The organism is Sphingobium yanoikuyae (assembly GCF_034424525.1).
Taxonomy (GTDB): Bacteria; Pseudomonadota; Alphaproteobacteria; order Sphingomonadales; family Sphingomonadaceae; genus Sphingobium; species Sphingobium yanoikuyae.
The window spans coordinates 4,065,001-4,080,465 of record NZ_CP139979.1 but is presented as its reverse complement, the minus strand read 5'-3'; the positions used below and the strand labels follow the sequence as shown (position 1 = coordinate 4,080,465).

Annotated in this window: 16 protein-coding genes; 7 read left to right on the top strand and 9 right to left on the bottom strand. The window is 66.0% G+C overall.

Annotated features, from left to right (window positions below; all coding sequences use genetic code 11):
* The first annotated feature begins 51 nt into the window (after positions 1-51).
* Genes U0025_RS18840 through U0025_RS18820 form a run of 5 tightly spaced genes read left to right on the top strand, consistent with a single transcriptional unit; the run spans position 52 to position 4,606 of the window.
* Entirely contained in the window at positions 52-1,305 is a 1,254-nt protein-coding gene (locus U0025_RS18840; protein WP_004209033.1) for a cytochrome P450, read from the top strand.
* Entirely contained in the window at positions 1,305-1,709 is a 405-nt protein-coding gene (locus tag U0025_RS18835; RefSeq protein ID WP_004209032.1) for a Zn-ribbon domain-containing OB-fold protein, read from the top strand. Before U0025_RS18840 ends, U0025_RS18835 begins: the two co-directional genes overlap by 1 nt.
* Positions 1,706-2,872: a thiolase family protein gene (locus U0025_RS18830; RefSeq protein ID WP_004209031.1), complete on the top strand. Its 1,167-nt coding sequence runs from the start codon at positions 1,706-1,708 to the stop codon at positions 2,870-2,872. The genes U0025_RS18835 and U0025_RS18830 overlap by 4 nt, the downstream gene beginning before the upstream one ends.
* A gap of 5 nt (positions 2,873-2,877) precedes the next feature.
* On the top strand, positions 2,878-3,624 hold the full coding sequence (locus U0025_RS18825) for a DUF2889 domain-containing protein (RefSeq protein WP_004209030.1): 747 nt from the start codon (positions 2,878-2,880) through the stop codon (positions 3,622-3,624).
* 13 nt (positions 3,625-3,637) lie between these two features.
* Positions 3,638-4,606 (top strand): alpha/beta hydrolase, encoded by a 969-nt coding sequence (locus U0025_RS18820; protein WP_004209029.1) that lies wholly within the window; start codon positions 3,638-3,640, stop codon positions 4,604-4,606.
* Between the two features lie 9 nt (positions 4,607-4,615).
* Here U0025_RS18820 and U0025_RS18815 read toward each other — a convergent pair whose 3' ends face one another.
* The 6 genes from U0025_RS18815 to U0025_RS18790 all read right to left on the bottom strand — a co-directional run bounded on the left by U0025_RS18815 (position 4,616) and on the right by U0025_RS18790 (position 9,496).
* Positions 4,616-5,623: an LLM class flavin-dependent oxidoreductase gene (locus U0025_RS18815; RefSeq protein ID WP_004209028.1), complete on the bottom strand. Its 1,008-nt coding sequence runs from the start codon at positions 5,621-5,623 to the stop codon at positions 4,616-4,618.
* 78 nt (positions 5,624-5,701) lie between these two features.
* The gene (locus U0025_RS18810) at positions 5,702-6,541 is read right to left on the bottom strand and encodes a TauD/TfdA dioxygenase family protein (protein WP_004209027.1); all 840 of its coding nucleotides are present in this window, start codon (positions 6,539-6,541) and stop codon (positions 5,702-5,704) included.
* A gap of 73 nt (positions 6,542-6,614) precedes the next feature.
* Entirely contained in the window at positions 6,615-7,199 is a 585-nt protein-coding gene (locus U0025_RS18805; protein WP_230588698.1) for a TetR/AcrR family transcriptional regulator, read from the bottom strand.
* 67 nt (positions 7,200-7,266) lie between these two features.
* Positions 7,267-8,019: an SDR family NAD(P)-dependent oxidoreductase gene (locus U0025_RS18800; RefSeq protein ID WP_004209025.1), complete on the bottom strand. Its 753-nt coding sequence runs from the start codon at positions 8,017-8,019 to the stop codon at positions 7,267-7,269.
* Between the two features lie 38 nt (positions 8,020-8,057).
* A complete protein-coding gene (locus U0025_RS18795) occupies positions 8,058-8,879 on the bottom strand; it encodes a TauD/TfdA dioxygenase family protein (RefSeq protein ID WP_174320750.1) in 822 nt (273 codons plus the stop codon).
* A gap of 104 nt (positions 8,880-8,983) precedes the next feature.
* Positions 8,984-9,496, bottom strand: coding sequence for a nuclear transport factor 2 family protein (locus tag U0025_RS18790; protein ID WP_004209023.1), 513 nt, complete (start codon positions 9,494-9,496; stop codon positions 8,984-8,986).
* Positions 9,497-9,620: 124 nt separating this feature from the next.
* On the opposite strand from U0025_RS18790, the gene U0025_RS18785 reads away from it, so the two are divergent.
* Positions 9,621-10,181, top strand: coding sequence for a TetR/AcrR family transcriptional regulator (locus tag U0025_RS18785; protein ID WP_004209020.1), 561 nt, complete (start codon positions 9,621-9,623; stop codon positions 10,179-10,181).
* Positions 10,182-10,278: 97 nt separating this feature from the next.
* Complete coding sequence (locus tag U0025_RS18780) at positions 10,279-11,730, top strand: carboxylesterase/lipase family protein (RefSeq protein ID WP_004209018.1); 1,452 nt, start codon at positions 10,279-10,281, stop codon at positions 11,728-11,730.
* Here U0025_RS18780 and U0025_RS18775 read toward each other — a convergent pair.
* From U0025_RS18775 to cysD, 3 genes are read right to left on the bottom strand one after another with little or no spacing between them, the layout of a single operon-like run.
* Positions 11,727-12,458, bottom strand: coding sequence for a 3'(2'),5'-bisphosphate nucleotidase CysQ (locus U0025_RS18775; protein ID WP_004209017.1), 732 nt, complete (start codon positions 12,456-12,458; stop codon positions 11,727-11,729). The two genes, U0025_RS18780 and U0025_RS18775, sit on opposite strands and share 4 nt — an antisense overlap.
* Positions 12,459-12,466: 8 nt before the next feature.
* Positions 12,467-14,425, bottom strand: coding sequence for a sulfate adenylyltransferase subunit CysN (gene cysN / locus U0025_RS18770; protein WP_004209016.1), 1,959 nt, complete (start codon positions 14,423-14,425; stop codon positions 12,467-12,469).
* On the bottom strand, positions 14,425-15,357 hold the full coding sequence (cysD, locus tag U0025_RS18765; protein WP_072895319.1) for a sulfate adenylyltransferase subunit CysD: 933 nt from the start codon (positions 15,355-15,357) through the stop codon (positions 14,425-14,427). The genes cysN and cysD overlap by 1 nt, the downstream gene beginning before the upstream one ends.
* Between the last annotated feature and the right edge of the window lie 108 nt (positions 15,358-15,465).

Below are 15,465 nucleotides of genomic sequence, written 5' to 3'. Positions count from 1 at the left end.
AAGGGACGCGTCCTGCACGCGCCCGCCCCAGCAGGGAAGACGGAGAGAATCATGGCCCACGCCACCTTGAGCCCCGCCGCGCCACAGCCGGCCCATGTGCCCGACGCGCTCGTCTATGATTTCGATGTCCATGCCGATCCGGGCCTGCTGGCCGATCCGCATGCGCGCATCCTCGACCTGCTGAAGACGGCGCCGCCGGTCTTCTGGACGCCGCGCAATGGCGGCGGCTGGGTCGCGCTGACCCATGCCGCCAATTATGAGGCGTCGCGCGATACCGAAACCTATTCCAGCGAGTTCGTGCCAGCCGACAAGATGAAGGCGCTGCTCGCCTCGCTGCCGCCGGGCGCGCCGCATATCCCGCAGCCGATCCCGATCACGCTCGATCCGCCCGAGCACACCAAATATCGCCAGCCGCTGCAGAAGGTCTTCTCGCCCAAGACGATCGCAGCCCTGAAGGACAGCATCCGCGAACTGGCCGGCGAACTGATCGACGCGATCAAGGCCGATGGCCAGTGCGAGTTCATGAGCACCGTGGCCGAGCCGCTGCCGGTGCAGGTCTTCCTCAAGATGCTGGGCTTGCCGCTCGAACGACTGCCGGAATATCGCCAGATCGTGAAGGAGCATATGGAGGCGATCGATACCGATCGCGAAGGCTCCATGCGCCGCTTGCAGCGCATTGCCGCAGCGATGCGCGACACCGTGCTCGACCGGAAGGACAATCCGCGCGACGACATCATCTCCATGCTGTGGAAGCTGGAGGTGGACGGTCAGCCGAGCACGCTTGCCGACATGGAAAATTACGGTGTGCTGCTGTTCATCGCCGGCCTCGACACGGTGATGAACGGCATGGGCCTTGCCATGCGCGGCCTGGCGCTCGACCTGCCATTGCAGGCCAAGCTCCGCGCCGAGCCCAAGCTGGTGGCCGAAGCCGCCGAGGAAATGCTGCGCCGCTATACCTTCACCGTGCCGATGCGGGTCATCAAGAAGCCGGCCGAACTGGCCGGGGCCAAGATGATGCCCGGCGACATGCTCAAGCTGTTCCTGCCCGCCGCCGATCTGGATGCGAAGGAGTTTCCGCAGCCCGACAGCTATGATCTTGATCGCGAGAACAATGTTCACATCGCCTTTGGCGTCGGCCCGCATCGCTGCCTTGGCTCGCACCTCGCGCGCGTGGAGTTGCAGGTTCTCTATGAGGAGATGCTGGCGCGTCTGCCCGAATTCCGGCTCGATCCGGCCAAGCCCACGGTCTTCCATGGCGGCCATGTGATCGGCATCGAAAGCCTGAACCTGGTCTGGGACGTCTGATGGTCTGGCAACGTTCGCGCCCGCGCCTCGATCGGGAAAATCGCGCCTTCTGGACCGGCGGGGCGGAGGGGAAGCTCAACATCACCCGCTGTGATGATTGCGGCCAGTTCACCCATCCGCCGCGCGAGATCTGCCGTCATTGCCAGTCGGAGAATGTCGGCCCCCATGCGGTCGCCGGCACCGGCGCGGTCGATACCTATACGATCAACTATCAGGCCTGGGCCAAGGATATGGAGGTGCCCTTCGTCATCGCCCGCGTCCGGCTCGACGATGTGCCCGGCGTCTATCTGACCACCAATATCGTCAACTGCCCGGTCGATGCCGTCGACATGGATGACCGCGTCCGCGTCACCTTCGAGGAGCAGGACGGCATCTGGTTCCCCCTGTTCGAGAAGGTCGCATGAGCATGGCGCGCGAAGCCTATATCACCGGCATCGGCATGTCGGAGGTCGGCGTGCGGCTGACCCGGTCGCCGCTCGGCCTGACGCTGGACGCCGTGCGCGAGGCGATTGCCGACGCCGGCCTGACGCTCGACCAGATCGATGGCGTCGCCACCTATCCCGGCAAGATGTCGACCTTCCTCGGCTTCTCGCCGGTCAGCTCCGACGATGTGATCGAGATATTGGGCCTCAACACACGCTGGCATATCGGCGCGGCCGAGGCGACGGCGCAGCTGGGCGCGATCGCCGAGGCGGCAATGGCGGTGAAGGCCGGCCTTGCCCGCCATGTCCTGTGCTTCCGCACCGTCTATGAAGCGGCGGCGCTGGCCCGTCCCGACGAATTTCCGCCGATGGAACGGCGCAAGGATGTGTCGGGCAATTCGCAATGGGTCTCGCCCTTCGGCGCCTTTTCGGCGGCCAACTGGACCGCGCAATTCGCGATGCGCCACATGAAGCGCTATGGCCTGACCCGCGAACAGCTCGCCCAGGTGGCGCTGAACGACCATGCCAATGCCGCGCGCAACCCCCGCGCGATCGTCAGGAAGCCGCTGACCATGGACGAGTATATGGCGGCGCGGATGATCAGTTCGCCCTTCTGTCTCTATGATTGCGATCGTTTCACCGATGCCTCGACCGTGCTGATCGTGTCGGCGGGCGATGCGCTGGGCGAAGTGAAGACCACCCCGGTCCGCATCGCCGCCAGCGCCGGATCGGTCGAGCGCTACAGCTGGGACCAGGCCGAATGGGCGAGCGCCTATCCGACCGGGCGCGACCTGTGGAAGAATACCGACTACAGCGCCAAGGATGTCGATACCGTCCAATTCTATGACGGCTTCGCCTTCCAGCCGATCACCTGGCTCGAAGGGCTGGGCTTCTGCGATGTCGGCGAGGGCGGCCAGTTCCTCGAAGGCGGCAAGCGCATCGCGCTCGACGGCGAATTGCCGATGAATACCGGCGGCGGCCAGCTTGGCTGGGGCCGGCTGCACGGCTTCGGCTTTGCCTATGAATCGGTGGTGCAGTTGCGCGGCGAGGGCGGCGAAAGGCAGATCGCCGGCGACCCGAAGGTGGCCGTGGCGACATCGGGTGGCGGCCCCATGGCGGCGGCGCTGCTGCTGGCGAAGGACTGATCGCGATGGACAGCGGCATGCTGGACATGCTGCCCGGCTTTCGCCGTCGCTTCCTGGTGACGCCGTTGCCGGGCCGGGTGACGGCGGCGGTCGAGGATGACTATCACAGCATGGCCGTCATCCTGCATCATGACGGCGCGCGCATCAGCGGCGTCGACGCGATCATGGAGCGGGTGCCCTGGACCACCTGTCCCAGAGCGCCGGCGGTGCTGCAGGCGACCTTCACTGGCGTCGCGCTGGGTGACGTTGCGGCGCGTGGCGAGAAGAAGGCGAACTGCACCCATCTGCACGACCTGGCCGTGCTGGCGGCAGCCCATGCCGGCGACGAGGCGCCGACCCGCTATGAGATTCTCGCCTGCGACCCGATCGAGGGCGAGGCGGTTGCGGAAATCAGGCGCGACGGCATGCCGCTGTTACAGGTCGCCCATCGCAGCCATGTCATGACCGCGCCGGCCGACATTGCCGGCCAGTCGCTGATGAAGCTGCGGCCGTGGATCGATGCGCTGGAAGAGCCAGAGCGCGAGGCGGCCCGGCTGCTGCAATGGGGCACGATCCTGGCCAATGGCCGGCTGATCCCGATGGAGCGGCAATCGACCGCGACCCGCGTGCCGCCCAACTGCTTCACCTTTCAGCCGGAAAATGCGGTGAGGGCACAGCGCGTCGGCCGGGTGATCGACTTCACCGCCGAACCTCTGGTGCCGCTCGACCATTTCGATGGTGCCGCCTATGACCGGCCACGCGACGCACAATAGAGGAAACGGGACGATGGACGAGGCGCGGCAACTGGTAGCCCCCGAATTGCGCGCGGCGCTCGACCTCTTCCCGCCACTCGACCTCAGCGATCAGACCATCGCCGCCTTCCGCCAGCCCTTTGCCAACCGCCCGGCCGATCCGATGCCCGACGCGCTGGCCGCCGTGCAGCGGGAAGAAATCTTCCTGCCCGGCGCGCCCGGATCGCCCGATGTGCGCTGCCTGCTCTATCGCCCGGCCGAGGCGGCTGGGGATGCCCTGCGTCCGGCCTATCTCCATATCCATGGTGGCGGCTTCGTGCTCGGCATGGCCGACATGAGCGACCTGTCCAATCGCGCCTGGGCGGCGCAACTGGGCTGTGTCGTCCTGTCGGTCGATTATCGGCTGGCGCCCGAAACCCCTTTCCCCGGCGCCCGCGACGATTGCTACGCCGCGCTCGCCTGGCTGCATGACCAGGCCGACGCGCTGGGCATCGATCCGACCCGCATCGCGATCGGCGGCGAGAGCGCAGGCGGCGGCCATGCCGTGGCGCTGGCGATCCATGCCCGCGACCTTGGCGCCTATCCGATCTGCTTCATGCTGCTCGACGCGCCGATGCTGGACGATCGCACCGGCAGCAGCGCGCCGCGCCACCCCGTCACCGGCCGGTTCGTCTGGACCCCGGTGCAGAACCGCTATGGCTGGGGCGCACTGCTGGGTCAGGAAGCGGGGACCGACCGCGTGCCCATGGCGGCCGTGCCGGCCCGCTGCCCCGACCTGTCCGGCCTGCCGCCCGCCTTCATCAGCGTCGGCGCGCTCGACCTGTTCCTGGAGGAGGATATCGACTTCGCCCGCCGGCTGCTGGCCCTCGGCATCGCGGTCGAACTTCATGTCACGCCCGGCGCCTATCATGGCTTCGGCCTGGCCGGCGCCGATACGCCGCAGATGCAGGCACTCCAGGCGATGCGCCTCGCTGCCCTCCGCCGCGCCTTGCAGGGGAACTGACGCCGCCCTTCAGAATGCGGGCATGACCCTGTCGGCGAACAGCTGAGCATAGGGCTGGAACTTCGCCGGGGGCAGGCCGGGCGGGAGCATCATCATGATATGCTCGACATTGATGCGTTGCTGCATCGCGCGGAAATGGTCGATCGCCGCGTCGGGGGTCAGGATCTGCAGGATGCCGCTGCGTTTGAAGGCGTCAAGCGACATGGGTTTCAGCGCCACCTTGTCGATGCCCGATGCCTGATCCTCGGCCAGCCAGGCGCCGTAAGTCTCGTTCACATGGTGGAAATAGGGGGCCATCTCCGCCATCGCCGCCTCGGGGTCTTCGGCGACCAGGGTGAACAGGCTCTGGATGCGGATGCGCGCGGCGGCCGGGTCTTTCCCCTCGGCGCGCAGCTTGTCCGCATAGAGGCCGCATACCTCCTCATTGCCGAAATAGCCGTCGGCATATTTCGCCACCCGCGCCAGCGCCTTTTCGGCAAAGCCGCCAATATAGAGGGGGATGCGGCCGCGCGGCGCAGCCGGGCGCAGGGACGCGCCGGTCACATTATAATGCTGCCCGGCAAAATCGACCGTCTCGCCGGCCCAGAGGCGCTGGACGATTTCCAGAAACTCGTCGAAGCGCGCGCCGCGCTTGGCGAAATCGACGCCATAGGCCTGGGTCTCGCGCCGGCGGTAGCCGATCGCCAGCGCCATCTCCAGCCGGCCATCGGACAGGATATCCAGCACCGCGCATTCCTCGGCAAAGCGGACCGGATGATAGAGCGGGGCGAGCGCGATCGCAGACCCCAGCCTGATCTTGCTGGTGCGCGCCGCGATCGCCGCCAGCGCGACATTGGGCGCGGGCATGTAGCCATCCTGCGCGCCATGATGTTCGGGCACCCAGGCGCCGGCAAAGCCCGCCGTTTCGCTCCAGGCGATAAAGTCCAATATCTCGGCATAAAGATCGGCCGGGCGCCGTTCCCATTGGGGCGGGTTCCGGAAATCATAGAGATAGCCGAAGGTCAGCGGGGTGCTCATGACGATGCTCCGGGGGCAGGGCAAAACGCCCGCCAACCCGGTTGGGCGGCGGGCGTGGAAAGGCCGGACGGCCGATCCTTATTCGAAGGGTTCTTCGCCCTGCAGCTTGGTGCGGTGCATCATCCGGTTGCAGTCGGGATCATATTTCTCGGCCCGGTGCATGGTGCCGGTATTGTCCCAGATCACCAGGTCGCCGACGCTCCATTCATGGCTGTAGCTGAATTCCTCGCGGGTCGCCCATTCGCGCAGCCCGACCAGGATTTCGGCGCTGGCATAGGGATCGAGATCCTTGACCCGCTGGGCGGTGCAGCCCAGCACCAGCGACTTGCGGCCCGACTTGTGGTTCCACACCAGGGGCAGCTCATTCTCGCCGACCTGGCGCATGCCCTTCAGCTTGGCGAGGCTGGGCTCGGGCTCATAATAGAAGACCGTCGCCCAGACCGAGTGGATCACGCGCAGCGTCTCATATTCGGCCTTCTGCTCGTCGGTCAGCGCCTCATAGGCGGCATAGGTGTTGCAGAAGCCGGTATTGCCGCCCCAGGTCGCGGGCACCTTGCACGAGAGCAAGGAGGCGAGGATCGGCACATCGTTCATCGTGCCGTCGATATGCCAGTAGAGCGATCCCTTGAGATATTCGGCGCTCTGCGGATTTTCCTTCACGTCGAGGGTGATCTTGTGGATTTCCTCGCCACCGCGATGCTCGGGGGCAAAGGCGCCCAGCGTCTTGGTGAAGGCGATCTGTTCCTCGTCGGTGAAGTCGATCTTCGGGAAGACCAGCACGCCGCGCTGTTCCAGCAGCTCGCGAATCTGCGGCGCCAGTTCGCCGGCCAGCAGCTCCTCCTTGCTGTTGAGGATGCGGCTGCCGATGCTCGGCTTGATATCTTCATGCACGAAACGGGTAATGGTGGTGGCGGACATGCCTTGCTCTCCTATGCATCCCTGCGCGTTTGAACACATGTTCAACATGCCTGCACAGAAAAGTCAATGCCTCTCATTTTTCGGGCGGCAGCAATTCGTCCAATAGCGCCTCGACCGAAGCGCGCGCGTCGGCGTGGCCGCTCGCGACCCCCATGTCGGCTTCCATCACCAGGGTGCGGCCGACCGCCGCGAGGAGCAGGCTGAGGCCCGCTGCCGTCACCTTGTGATCGGCGAGTCGATCACCCAGCAACTGCTCCATCAGTTGCGCCTGGCGATCCCGCATCGCCTCGCTGTGGCGGGCGATCTCGGCACGGATCGCCTTGCGATGATTGGCCATGGCGACGAACTCCATCGCCAGCGCGTTGCGGCTGGGGTCGGAAAAGAAGCGCCACAGCGCCCGCACCGGATCGGCGCTGGTCAGCGCCGCCTCGATCATTGCGTCGCTCTGTTCGGCGCCGCGGCGGAACACTGCCAGCAGCAGGTCGTCGGTGGTCGGGAAATAATAATGGACCAGCGAGGGCGGCAGCTCGGCGCGCAACGCCACCCGGCGCGAACTGGCGGCGGCATAGCCTTCGTCGCGGATCACCTGTTCGGTGGCCTCCACGATCCGGGCGCGGGTTTCGGAGCTTTCGGCGCCGACGCGACGTTTCTGGACCATGGTCGGAGCATAAATGGCCGGGCCGCCCATGCAAGCGTCCCGGCTCCCGTCGCCAGATGCGGTCCTGTTAATGCGACCCCATATAGCGACCGCCATTGGTGCTGATCGTCTGGCCGGTGATGTAGCTGGCCTCTTCCGACGCCAGATAGGCGCAGGCGGCGGCGATATCTTCCGGCTTGCCGATCCGCTTCATCGGCAGCGTCTGGGCAAAGGCGTCGGCGTCGATCGGCGCGGCGCGCAGCATCGGCGTGTCGATGAAGCCGGGCGGCACCATGTTGAAGGTCACGCCGCTCGGCGCGAATTCCAGCGCCAGCGCCTTGGTCATGCCCATCAGGCCACCCTTGGACGAGACATAATGGCCCTGGGCGAAGGAGCCCGACTGGACCGAGGAGGAGGTGATGTTGATCACCCGGCCCCAGCCGGCGGCCAGCATGTCGGGCAGCACTTCCTTGGTCAGCAGATAAGGGCCGCGCAGGTTGATGTGGATGACCTTGTCGAACAGGTCGTCATCGATGTCCATGAACGGGGTGAAGGGGGCGATGCCGGCATTGTTCACCAGGATGGCGATCGGCCCCAGCTTGGCGCGCGTCTCTTCCGCCGCCGCATGGATCGCTGCCTTGTCCGAACAGTCGGCGGTGATGGCGATGGCGGTGCCGCCGGCCGCCTCGATCAGCTTGACCGTCTCGGCCGCGCCGTCGCCATTGATGTCCCACACCGCGATCTTGGCCGTATCTTCGGCCAGGCGCAGCGCGATCGCGCGGCCAATGCCCGATCCTGCACCCGTGACCACGGCCGTGCGGCCGTTGAGAGACCTCGTCATCGCAATTCCTTCCTATATGTCAATTTCGGTGTCGCTTTTCAGGCGCCGACCAGTTGCTCGATCGCCTCGATCGTCGTGCGATGCATCATGCGATTTTCTTCCAGCGGATAGGGATCGACCCGGTGCATCGTGCCGCTATTGTCCCAGATCAGCAGGTCGCCCTCGGTCCAGTCATGGCGATAGACGAATTGCGGCTGGATCGCCCATTCGCGCAGCCTGGACAGCAGCACGCGGCCCTGCGCCGGGTCCATTCCCTCGACATGGTCGGCGGTCGATCCCAGCACCAGCGACTTGCGGCCGGTCTCATGGGTCCAGACCAAGGGATGGACCTTGGGCGTGCGCATCTGCCAGAAATTCAGCTCCGCCACGGTGGGTTCGGGGTTCACATAGCGCTGCGATGTCTCGAAGCTATGGACCACGCGCAGCCCGTCATAGGCCGTCTTCTCTTCGTCGGGCAGGTCGTCCCAGGCGGCATAGGTATTGGCGAAATAGGTGCTGCCGCCGGTCCTGGACAGCGACTTGGCGTTCAGCGTCGCGGCGAAATTGGGCACGTCGTCGCTTGCCCCGTCGATATGCCAGAAGAAGGCGCCCTTGATATATTCGGCGCCCGGATTTTCCTTCGGATCGATCGTCACCTTGAAGATGCCGCCTTCGCCCTGCGGCTGGACCCGGCCCAGCGTGTGGGAAAAGGCCAGCTGATCTTCGCGACTCATGTGCAGCCCGCGCACGATCAGCACGCCGCGCCGCTGCAACAGCGCCAGGATCGTGTCGGCGTGAGCGCCCGACACCAGGGTTGCCGCGTCGGTCCGGATCTCGGTGCCGATGCGCGCGGTCAGGTCGATCGTCGAAAAGGCCATCATCCGCTCCAGCGGGCGCCTGTCGCGCCGCTCTTCTTGGCTATCATCAACAGGATTGTTGATTTGACTGTCAAGGAAGCGGCGGCGACATCGCTGCGGCGAAGCGGCTAGCGGCCCGCCCCACGTGCAAACAGCGGCGTCAGCAGCGCATAGCTGGGATCATTCACCGGCACCGGTTTGTCGCCATGGTCGGCGGCGGGTTGCAGCAGCTTCATGTCGAAGCTCACCACCCGCTTGGCGAAGCGCCACTGGCCATCGACGCGGCGATAGCTGTCGATATAGCGCACCCCCTGGATATCGTGCAGCAGCCCACCCTTGCCATCGGGGATCAAATGCCAGGCAATGGCATAGACCTCGCCCTCGCCGGTATCGCCGTCGACACTGACCAGATGGTTGCAGACGAAATGATTGCCGATATGCATGTGCGGCAACGACGCTTCGAGAAAGGCGACATAGCCGTCGACCGGCCCGTCATAATAGGCGCCATGGCTGTCGGTCGCATCGTCGGTATAGAGCGACCGGATCAGCGCGAAATCCTGCCGGTCGACCCCGCGCGAATAGAGCTGGGCCAGTGCCCTGATCTCTTCCTTGGCGATCAGCGTCTCGATCCGGTTGTCCATGGCGTGCTTCCTCTCCTGTCGGGCCGGACCCTAGTCGGGCAGGGGCGCCGGGCAATGGGGCGGGGGCGGATCATCGGCCCGGCGATCCTCCCCTCTGTTCAGGCGGGTGCGAAGGCCCTAAGCCATGGCCCCGATGGATAATCTGCCGACCGACGCGCGCCAGCTGCGCTCCCGCCGCCAGCTGCTCGACGCGATGCTCCACATGCTGGAAACCCGCCCCTATGATCAGGTGACGATCCGCGAGGTCGCGCGCGAGGCGGAGGTCGGCTACGCCACCTTCTTCCGCCATTATCCGTCCAAGGATGCGCTGCTGCACGATCTGGCGGCCGGACAGATCGCTGATCTGCTGCAGCGCGCGCTGCCGATCCTGTTCGCCGATGATGCCCGCCAGTCCTGTCTGACGCTCTTTGCCTATGTCGCCGAACGGCGCGCGCTCTGGTCGGCTTTCCTGACCGGCGGCGCGGCGACCATGCTCAAGCAGGAATTTTCCGACCAGGCGCGCCAGCTGGCGCAGCAGAGGCCGCATGATGCCGGCTGGCTGCCCGACGAACTGCGCATCGTCTTCGCGGTCAGCGCCACGGTCGAGATTCTCGCCTGGTGGCTGCAGCAGGAACCCGATTATCCGCTCGATCGCATGGCGGAAATTCTCGACCGGCTGGTCGTCACCCCGTCGATGCAGCCCTGATCGGGCAGGGGCATCGCCCCGCCGCTATCTGCGCCCCGCGCGTTGGCGCCTCATCCGGCGCCGCCTAGCATCTTCGCCGCAAGACGGGAGGGGCGGCATGGACGGATTGACGGTGACGACGACGGCCGGGCCGGTGCGCGGCATCCGGGCGAACGGCGTGCGATGCTGGCGCGGCATTCCCTATGCGCGGGCCGACCGCTTTGCCGCGCCGGAGGCGCCGGTCGCGTGGAATGATGTGCGTGACGCATCACGCCCCGGTCCGCAATGTCCGCAAATGTATGGCAATCAGGCGAAGCGAGCGCGGCTGTCCTTGCCCGACTTTGCCGAGGATTGTCTGTCGCTCAACATCCATGTGCCCGACGGTGCGACCGGCCCGCTGCCGGTTTATGTCTGGATTCACGGCGGCGCCTTCGTCGCGGGTGGCGGCCATAGCTATGACGGCAGCGAACTGGCCCGCGACGGTGACATCATCGTCGTCACCATCAACTATCGGCTGGGCGTGCTCGGCTTCGTCAATTTCGGCGCGGTCGTGCCGGGCATCCCCTCCAATCTCGGCCTGCGCGACCAGATCGCGGCGCTCGCCTGGGTGCGCGACAATATCGCGGCCTTCGGCGGCGATCCGGCGCGGGTGACGGTCGGCGGCCAGTCGGCCGGCTCCATGTCGGTCTCGCTATTGCTCCATGCACCTGCCGCGCGCGGCCTGTTTGCCGGCGCGATCATGCAGAGTGGCGCCGTCAGCCTGATCCATGGCCGCGACCGTAGCGAACAGGTGGCGCGCGATTATATGGCGGCGCTCGGCAACCCCGATCTCGCCGCGCTGCGCAGCATGGACCTCATCCGCCTGTTCGAGGCGCAGGGCGCGGCCGGCGCCGCCAATCCCGGCACGATTCCTGCCGCCCCCTGGTTCGACGGCGACCTGCTGCCGGCCTCGCTGGCGGAGGCGGTGGCGGAGCCGGCAGCGCCGGTGCCGCTGCTCGCCGGCGCCACGCGTGAGGAAATCCGTCTGTTCGAGCTGATGCCCGGCGATATCCTGCCGACCAACTGGCCGGCGCTCGAAGCCTTGCTCCAGGCCCAATTGCCGGCCGATCACGCCGCGCGCATCCTCGCCGCCTATCCGCGCGACAAGGCGGGGCGCCGCGCGCTCGCCACCGATCTCACCTTCCTGATGCCGACGCGCCATTTCGCCGATCGCCAGTCGGGGCAGGCGCCGACCTGGTTCTATCGCTTCGACTATCGCCATCCGATCGCCGGCGCCGCCCATGGCCTCGATCTGACCCTGACCTGGCCGATGCGCGGCCTGCGCGCCGCCTTTGCGCGGGGCGGGCCGATGCGCGGGCGCCGCGCGGCGCTCGGCCGGCGGATGACCGATCATATCGCCCATTTCGTCCGCCATGGCGCGCCCGAGCCGGACTGGCCGGCCTATATGCCGGACCGACCGGCGGTGAAGATTTTCGATCTGACGGACCGGGTGGACATCGATCCCGACGGTGATCGCTGGCGCGCCTGGGCGGGCGCTGATGTCGGCGCCGGACTGACGACCCGCGCCTAGCCCTTCAGTGCTTCCAGCACCGTGCTGGCATGCTCGTGCCTGCATATGAGGAGGTCGGGCATATATGTGTCTTCTTGGTTGTAGATGAGCGGTGCGCCGTCGATGCGGGAGGCGTGGAGGCCGTGGGCGAGTGCGACGGCGGCGGGGGCGCAGCTGTCCCATTCATATTGGCCGCCGGCGTGGAGATAGATGTCGGCCTGGCCCAGGATCACCGCCATCGCCTTGGCGCCGGCGGAGCCCATGGGGACCAGTTCGGCACCCAGCGCTTCGGCGACCGCGACCGCCTGGGGTGCGGGGCGGGTGCGGGATACGACCATGCGCAGTTTCTCGGGCGCGGGCGGGATTGCGCGCGGCTGGTCGGTGCGCAGGACGATGCCATCCTCATGCCCCGGCAGCGCAACCGCGCCGATGGTCGGCACGCCGTTTACGGCGAGGCCGACATGGACGGCCCAGTCGGCGCGTGCCTCGCCATATTCGCGGGTGCCGTCGACCGGGTCGACGATCCACACCCGGCTGTGGGTCAGTCTGGCCCCGTCACAGGCCATCTCCTCGGAGAGGAGACCATCCTCGGCCCGCTGCTCCCGCAGCGCATGGACGAGGAACTGGTTGGCGGTCTGGTCGCCGGCCTTGCCGAGCGCCTTGGCGCTGAACAGGCCCGAGGCGCGGACCTCCAGCAGCAGGCGGCCGGCGGTCTCGGCGAGATGGGCGGCCAGATCGGCATCTGTCATGATGTTGCTCATTTGAGCGGCATGATCTTGCGGATGATATGCTCGGCGGCTTCCTGTGGCGTCATCTCGACGGTGTTGACCCGGATTTCGGGGCTGGTGGGCGCCTCATAGGGGCTGTCGATGCCGGTGAAGTTCTTGAGGGCACCCGATCGCGCCTTCTTGTAGAGGCCCTTGACGTCGCGCGCCTCGGCAACCTCGAGCGGGGTATCGACGAAGATCTCGATGAACTCGCCGTCCGGCAGCATCTCGCGCACCATCTCGCGCTCGGCGCGGAAGGGCGAGATGAAGGCGGTCAGCACGATCAAGCCCGCGTCGGCCATCAGCTTGGCAACCTCGCCGACGCGGCGGATATTCTCGATCCGGTCGGCCTCGGTAAAGCCCAGATCCTTGTTGAGGCCATGGCGGATATTGTCGCCATCCAAGAGGAAGGTGTGGCGGTTCATCAGCGCGAGCCGCTTTTCCACCTCATTGGCGATGGTCGACTTGCCCGAGCCCGAGAGGCCGGTGAACCAGAGGATGCGGGGAACCTGGTTCTTGAGCGCGGCATGGGCCTCGCGGCCGATATCGGTCGCCTGCCAATGGACATTCTGCGCCCGGCGCAGCGAGAAGTGGAGCATGCCCGCCGCCACGGTGCGGTTGGAGATCTTGTCGATCAGAATGAAGCCGCCGAGCGTGCGGTTTTCGGCATAGGGCTCGAACCTGATCGGCTTGTCGGTCGCCAGTTCGGCAACGCCAATGGCATTCAAGTCCAGCGTCTTGGCGGCCAGATGCTCCATGGTGTTGACGTTGACGACATATTTGGGCGCCTGGACGGTGGCCGAGACGCTCTGCGTGCCGATCTTGAGCCAATAGGGCCGGCCCGGCAGCATCGCCTCGTCATCCATCCACACGATGGTCGCCTCGAACTGGCTGGAGACCTCGGGCGGATTGTCAGCGACCGCGATGACGTCGCCGCGCGAACAGTCGATCTCGTCGGCAAAGCAGAGCGTGACCGACTGGCCGGCGATCGCTTCGTCGAGGTCGCCGTCACCACCGGTCCCGCTTGCCGGGCCGGTTCCACCCGGCATCGTGACGATGCGACTGATGGTGCTGGTCTTGCCAGACGGCAGCACCCGCACGGCGTCACCCGGCTTGACCGATCCGCTGGCGATCAGGCCGGCAAAGCCGCGAAAGTCCAGGTTCGGACGGTTGACCCACTGGACCGGCATGCGGAAGGGCTTGGCCGCCGCGGTGGTGGCATCGACCTCGACGCTTTCGAGATGCGCCATCAGGGTCGGCCCCTGATACCAGGGGGTGTTCTCGGACCGGGCGGTGATATTGTCGCCCTTGAAGCCGGAGATGGGGATGGGGGTGAAGGCGCTGATGCCGATGCTCTGCGCGAACGCGGCATAATCGGCGACGATCTTGTCGAACACGGCCTGGTCATAGCCGACCAGGTCCATCTTGTTGACGGCCAGCACGATGTTGCGGATGCCGATCAGATGGGCGAGGTAGCTGTGGCGCCGCGTCTGGGTGAGAATGCCCTTGCGCGCGTCGATCAGGATGACGGCCAGGTCGGCGGTGGAGGCACCGGTGACCATGTTGCGGGTATATTGTTCATGGCCCGGCGTATCGGCGACGATGAACTTGCGCTTCTCGGTGGCGAAGAAGCGATAGGCGACGTCGATGGTGATGCCCTGTTCGCGCTCGGCGGCGAGGCCATCGACCAGCAGGGCGAAGTCGATCTCGCCGCCTTGCGTGCCGACGCGCTTGCTATCGGCCTGCAGCGCTTCGAGCTGATCCTCGAAGATCATCTTCGAATCATAGAGCAGCCGCCCGATCAGGGTCGACTTGCCGTCATCGACCGAGCCGCAGGTGATGAAGCGCAGCATGGTCTTGTGCTGATGGACGTCGAGATAGGCGTCGATGTCCTGCGCGATCAGCGCATCGGTCTGGTAGACGGGGTCCTGTGTGATCACGTCGGACATCAGAAATACCCCTCCTGCTTCTTCTTCTCCATGCCGGCGCCGCCGGCATCCTTGTCGATGGCGCGACCCTGGCGCTCGGATGTGGTGGTGAGCAGCATCTCCTGGATCACCTCCGACAGGGTGCTGGCCTCGCTCTCGACCGCGCCGGTCAGCGGATAGCAGCCCAGCGTGCGGAAGCGGATCGATCGCTCGACCGGCACTTCGCCGGGCGCCAGCGGGAAGCGGTCATCATCGACCATCAGCAGCATGCCGTCGCGCTCGACGGTGGGGCGGGGGGCGGCGAAATAGAGCGGCACGATCTCGATGCCCTCGAGCTGGATATATTGCCAGATGTCGAGCTCGGTCCAGTTGGAGATGGGGAAGACGCGGATGCTCTCGCCCTTGGCCTTCTTCGCATTGTAGAGGTTCCACAGTTCGGGCCGCTGGTTCTTGGGATCCCAGCCATGCGACGCGGTGCGGAAGGAGAAGATGCGCTCCTTGGCGCGGCTCTTCTCCTCGTCGCGCCGCGCGCCGCCGAATGCCGCGTCGAAGCCGAACTTGTCGAGCGCCTGCTTCAACCCTTCCGTCTTCCACATGTCGGTGTGGAGCGCGCCATGGTCGAACGGGTTGATGCCGCGCGCCTGGGCCTCGGGATTATGATGGACCAGCAGTTCCATCCCCGCGTCGCGCGCGGCCTTGTCGCGCAGATCATACATCGCGCGGAACTTCCAGGTGGTGTCGACATGCAGCAGCGGGAAGGGCGGCGGCGAGGGATAGAAGGCCTTCTTGGCCAGATGCAGCATCACTGCCGAATCCTTGCCCACCGAATACAGCATCACAGGCCGCTCCGCCTCCGACACAACCTCCCGCAATATATGTATGCTCTCCGCCTCTAGGCGCTGAAGATGGGTCAGGTTCCGGGTCATGGGCTCGCTCGCGCCGCTGGGCGGCATAAGGGTCTATAATGTGCCGTCGAAATGACCCCGCTGCGCCCGCCGGGCAAGATTGGCTTTGTTAAGCCGGGTAAACCCCATCTTCTTTCGTCCTGTCGGATGAGGGCA

What these genes read in the sequence shown, in the direction of transcription:
- U0025_RS18840 (WP_004209033.1), top strand. Translation starts at nt 52, where the DNA reads ATGGCCCACGCCACCTTGAGCCCCGCCGCGCCACAGCCGGCCCATGTG.
- U0025_RS18835 (WP_004209032.1), top strand. Translation starts at nt 1,305, where the DNA reads ATGGTCTGGCAACGTTCGCGCCCGCGCCTCGATCGGGAAAATCGCGCC.
- U0025_RS18830 (WP_004209031.1), top strand. Translation starts at nt 1,706, where the DNA reads ATGAGCATGGCGCGCGAAGCCTATATCACCGGCATCGGCATGTCGGAG.
- U0025_RS18825 (WP_004209030.1), top strand. Translation starts at nt 2,878, where the DNA reads ATGGACAGCGGCATGCTGGACATGCTGCCCGGCTTTCGCCGTCGCTTC.
- U0025_RS18820 (WP_004209029.1), top strand. Translation starts at nt 3,638, where the DNA reads ATGGACGAGGCGCGGCAACTGGTAGCCCCCGAATTGCGCGCGGCGCTC.
- U0025_RS18815 (WP_004209028.1), bottom strand. Translation starts at nt 5,623, where the DNA reads ATGAGCACCCCGCTGACCTTCGGCTATCTCTATGATTTCCGGAACCCG.
- U0025_RS18810 (WP_004209027.1), bottom strand. Translation starts at nt 6,541, where the DNA reads ATGTCCGCCACCACCATTACCCGTTTCGTGCATGAAGATATCAAGCCG.
- U0025_RS18805 (WP_230588698.1), bottom strand. Translation starts at nt 7,199, where the DNA reads ATGGTCCAGAAACGTCGCGTCGGCGCCGAAAGCTCCGAAACCCGCGCC.
- U0025_RS18800 (WP_004209025.1), bottom strand. Translation starts at nt 8,019, where the DNA reads ATGACGAGGTCTCTCAACGGCCGCACGGCCGTGGTCACGGGTGCAGGA.
- U0025_RS18795 (WP_174320750.1), bottom strand. Translation starts at nt 8,879, where the DNA reads ATGATGGCCTTTTCGACGATCGACCTGACCGCGCGCATCGGCACCGAG.
- U0025_RS18790 (WP_004209023.1), bottom strand. Translation starts at nt 9,496, where the DNA reads ATGGACAACCGGATCGAGACGCTGATCGCCAAGGAAGAGATCAGGGCA.
- U0025_RS18785 (WP_004209020.1), top strand. Translation starts at nt 9,621, where the DNA reads ATGGCCCCGATGGATAATCTGCCGACCGACGCGCGCCAGCTGCGCTCC.
- U0025_RS18780 (WP_004209018.1), top strand. Translation starts at nt 10,279, where the DNA reads ATGGACGGATTGACGGTGACGACGACGGCCGGGCCGGTGCGCGGCATC.
- U0025_RS18775 (WP_004209017.1), bottom strand. Translation starts at nt 12,458, where the DNA reads ATGACAGATGCCGATCTGGCCGCCCATCTCGCCGAGACCGCCGGCCGC.
- cysN (WP_004209016.1), bottom strand. Translation starts at nt 14,425, where the DNA reads ATGTCCGACGTGATCACACAGGACCCCGTCTACCAGACCGATGCGCTG.
- cysD (WP_072895319.1), bottom strand. Translation starts at nt 15,357, where the DNA reads ATGCCGCCCAGCGGCGCGAGCGAGCCCATGACCCGGAACCTGACCCAT.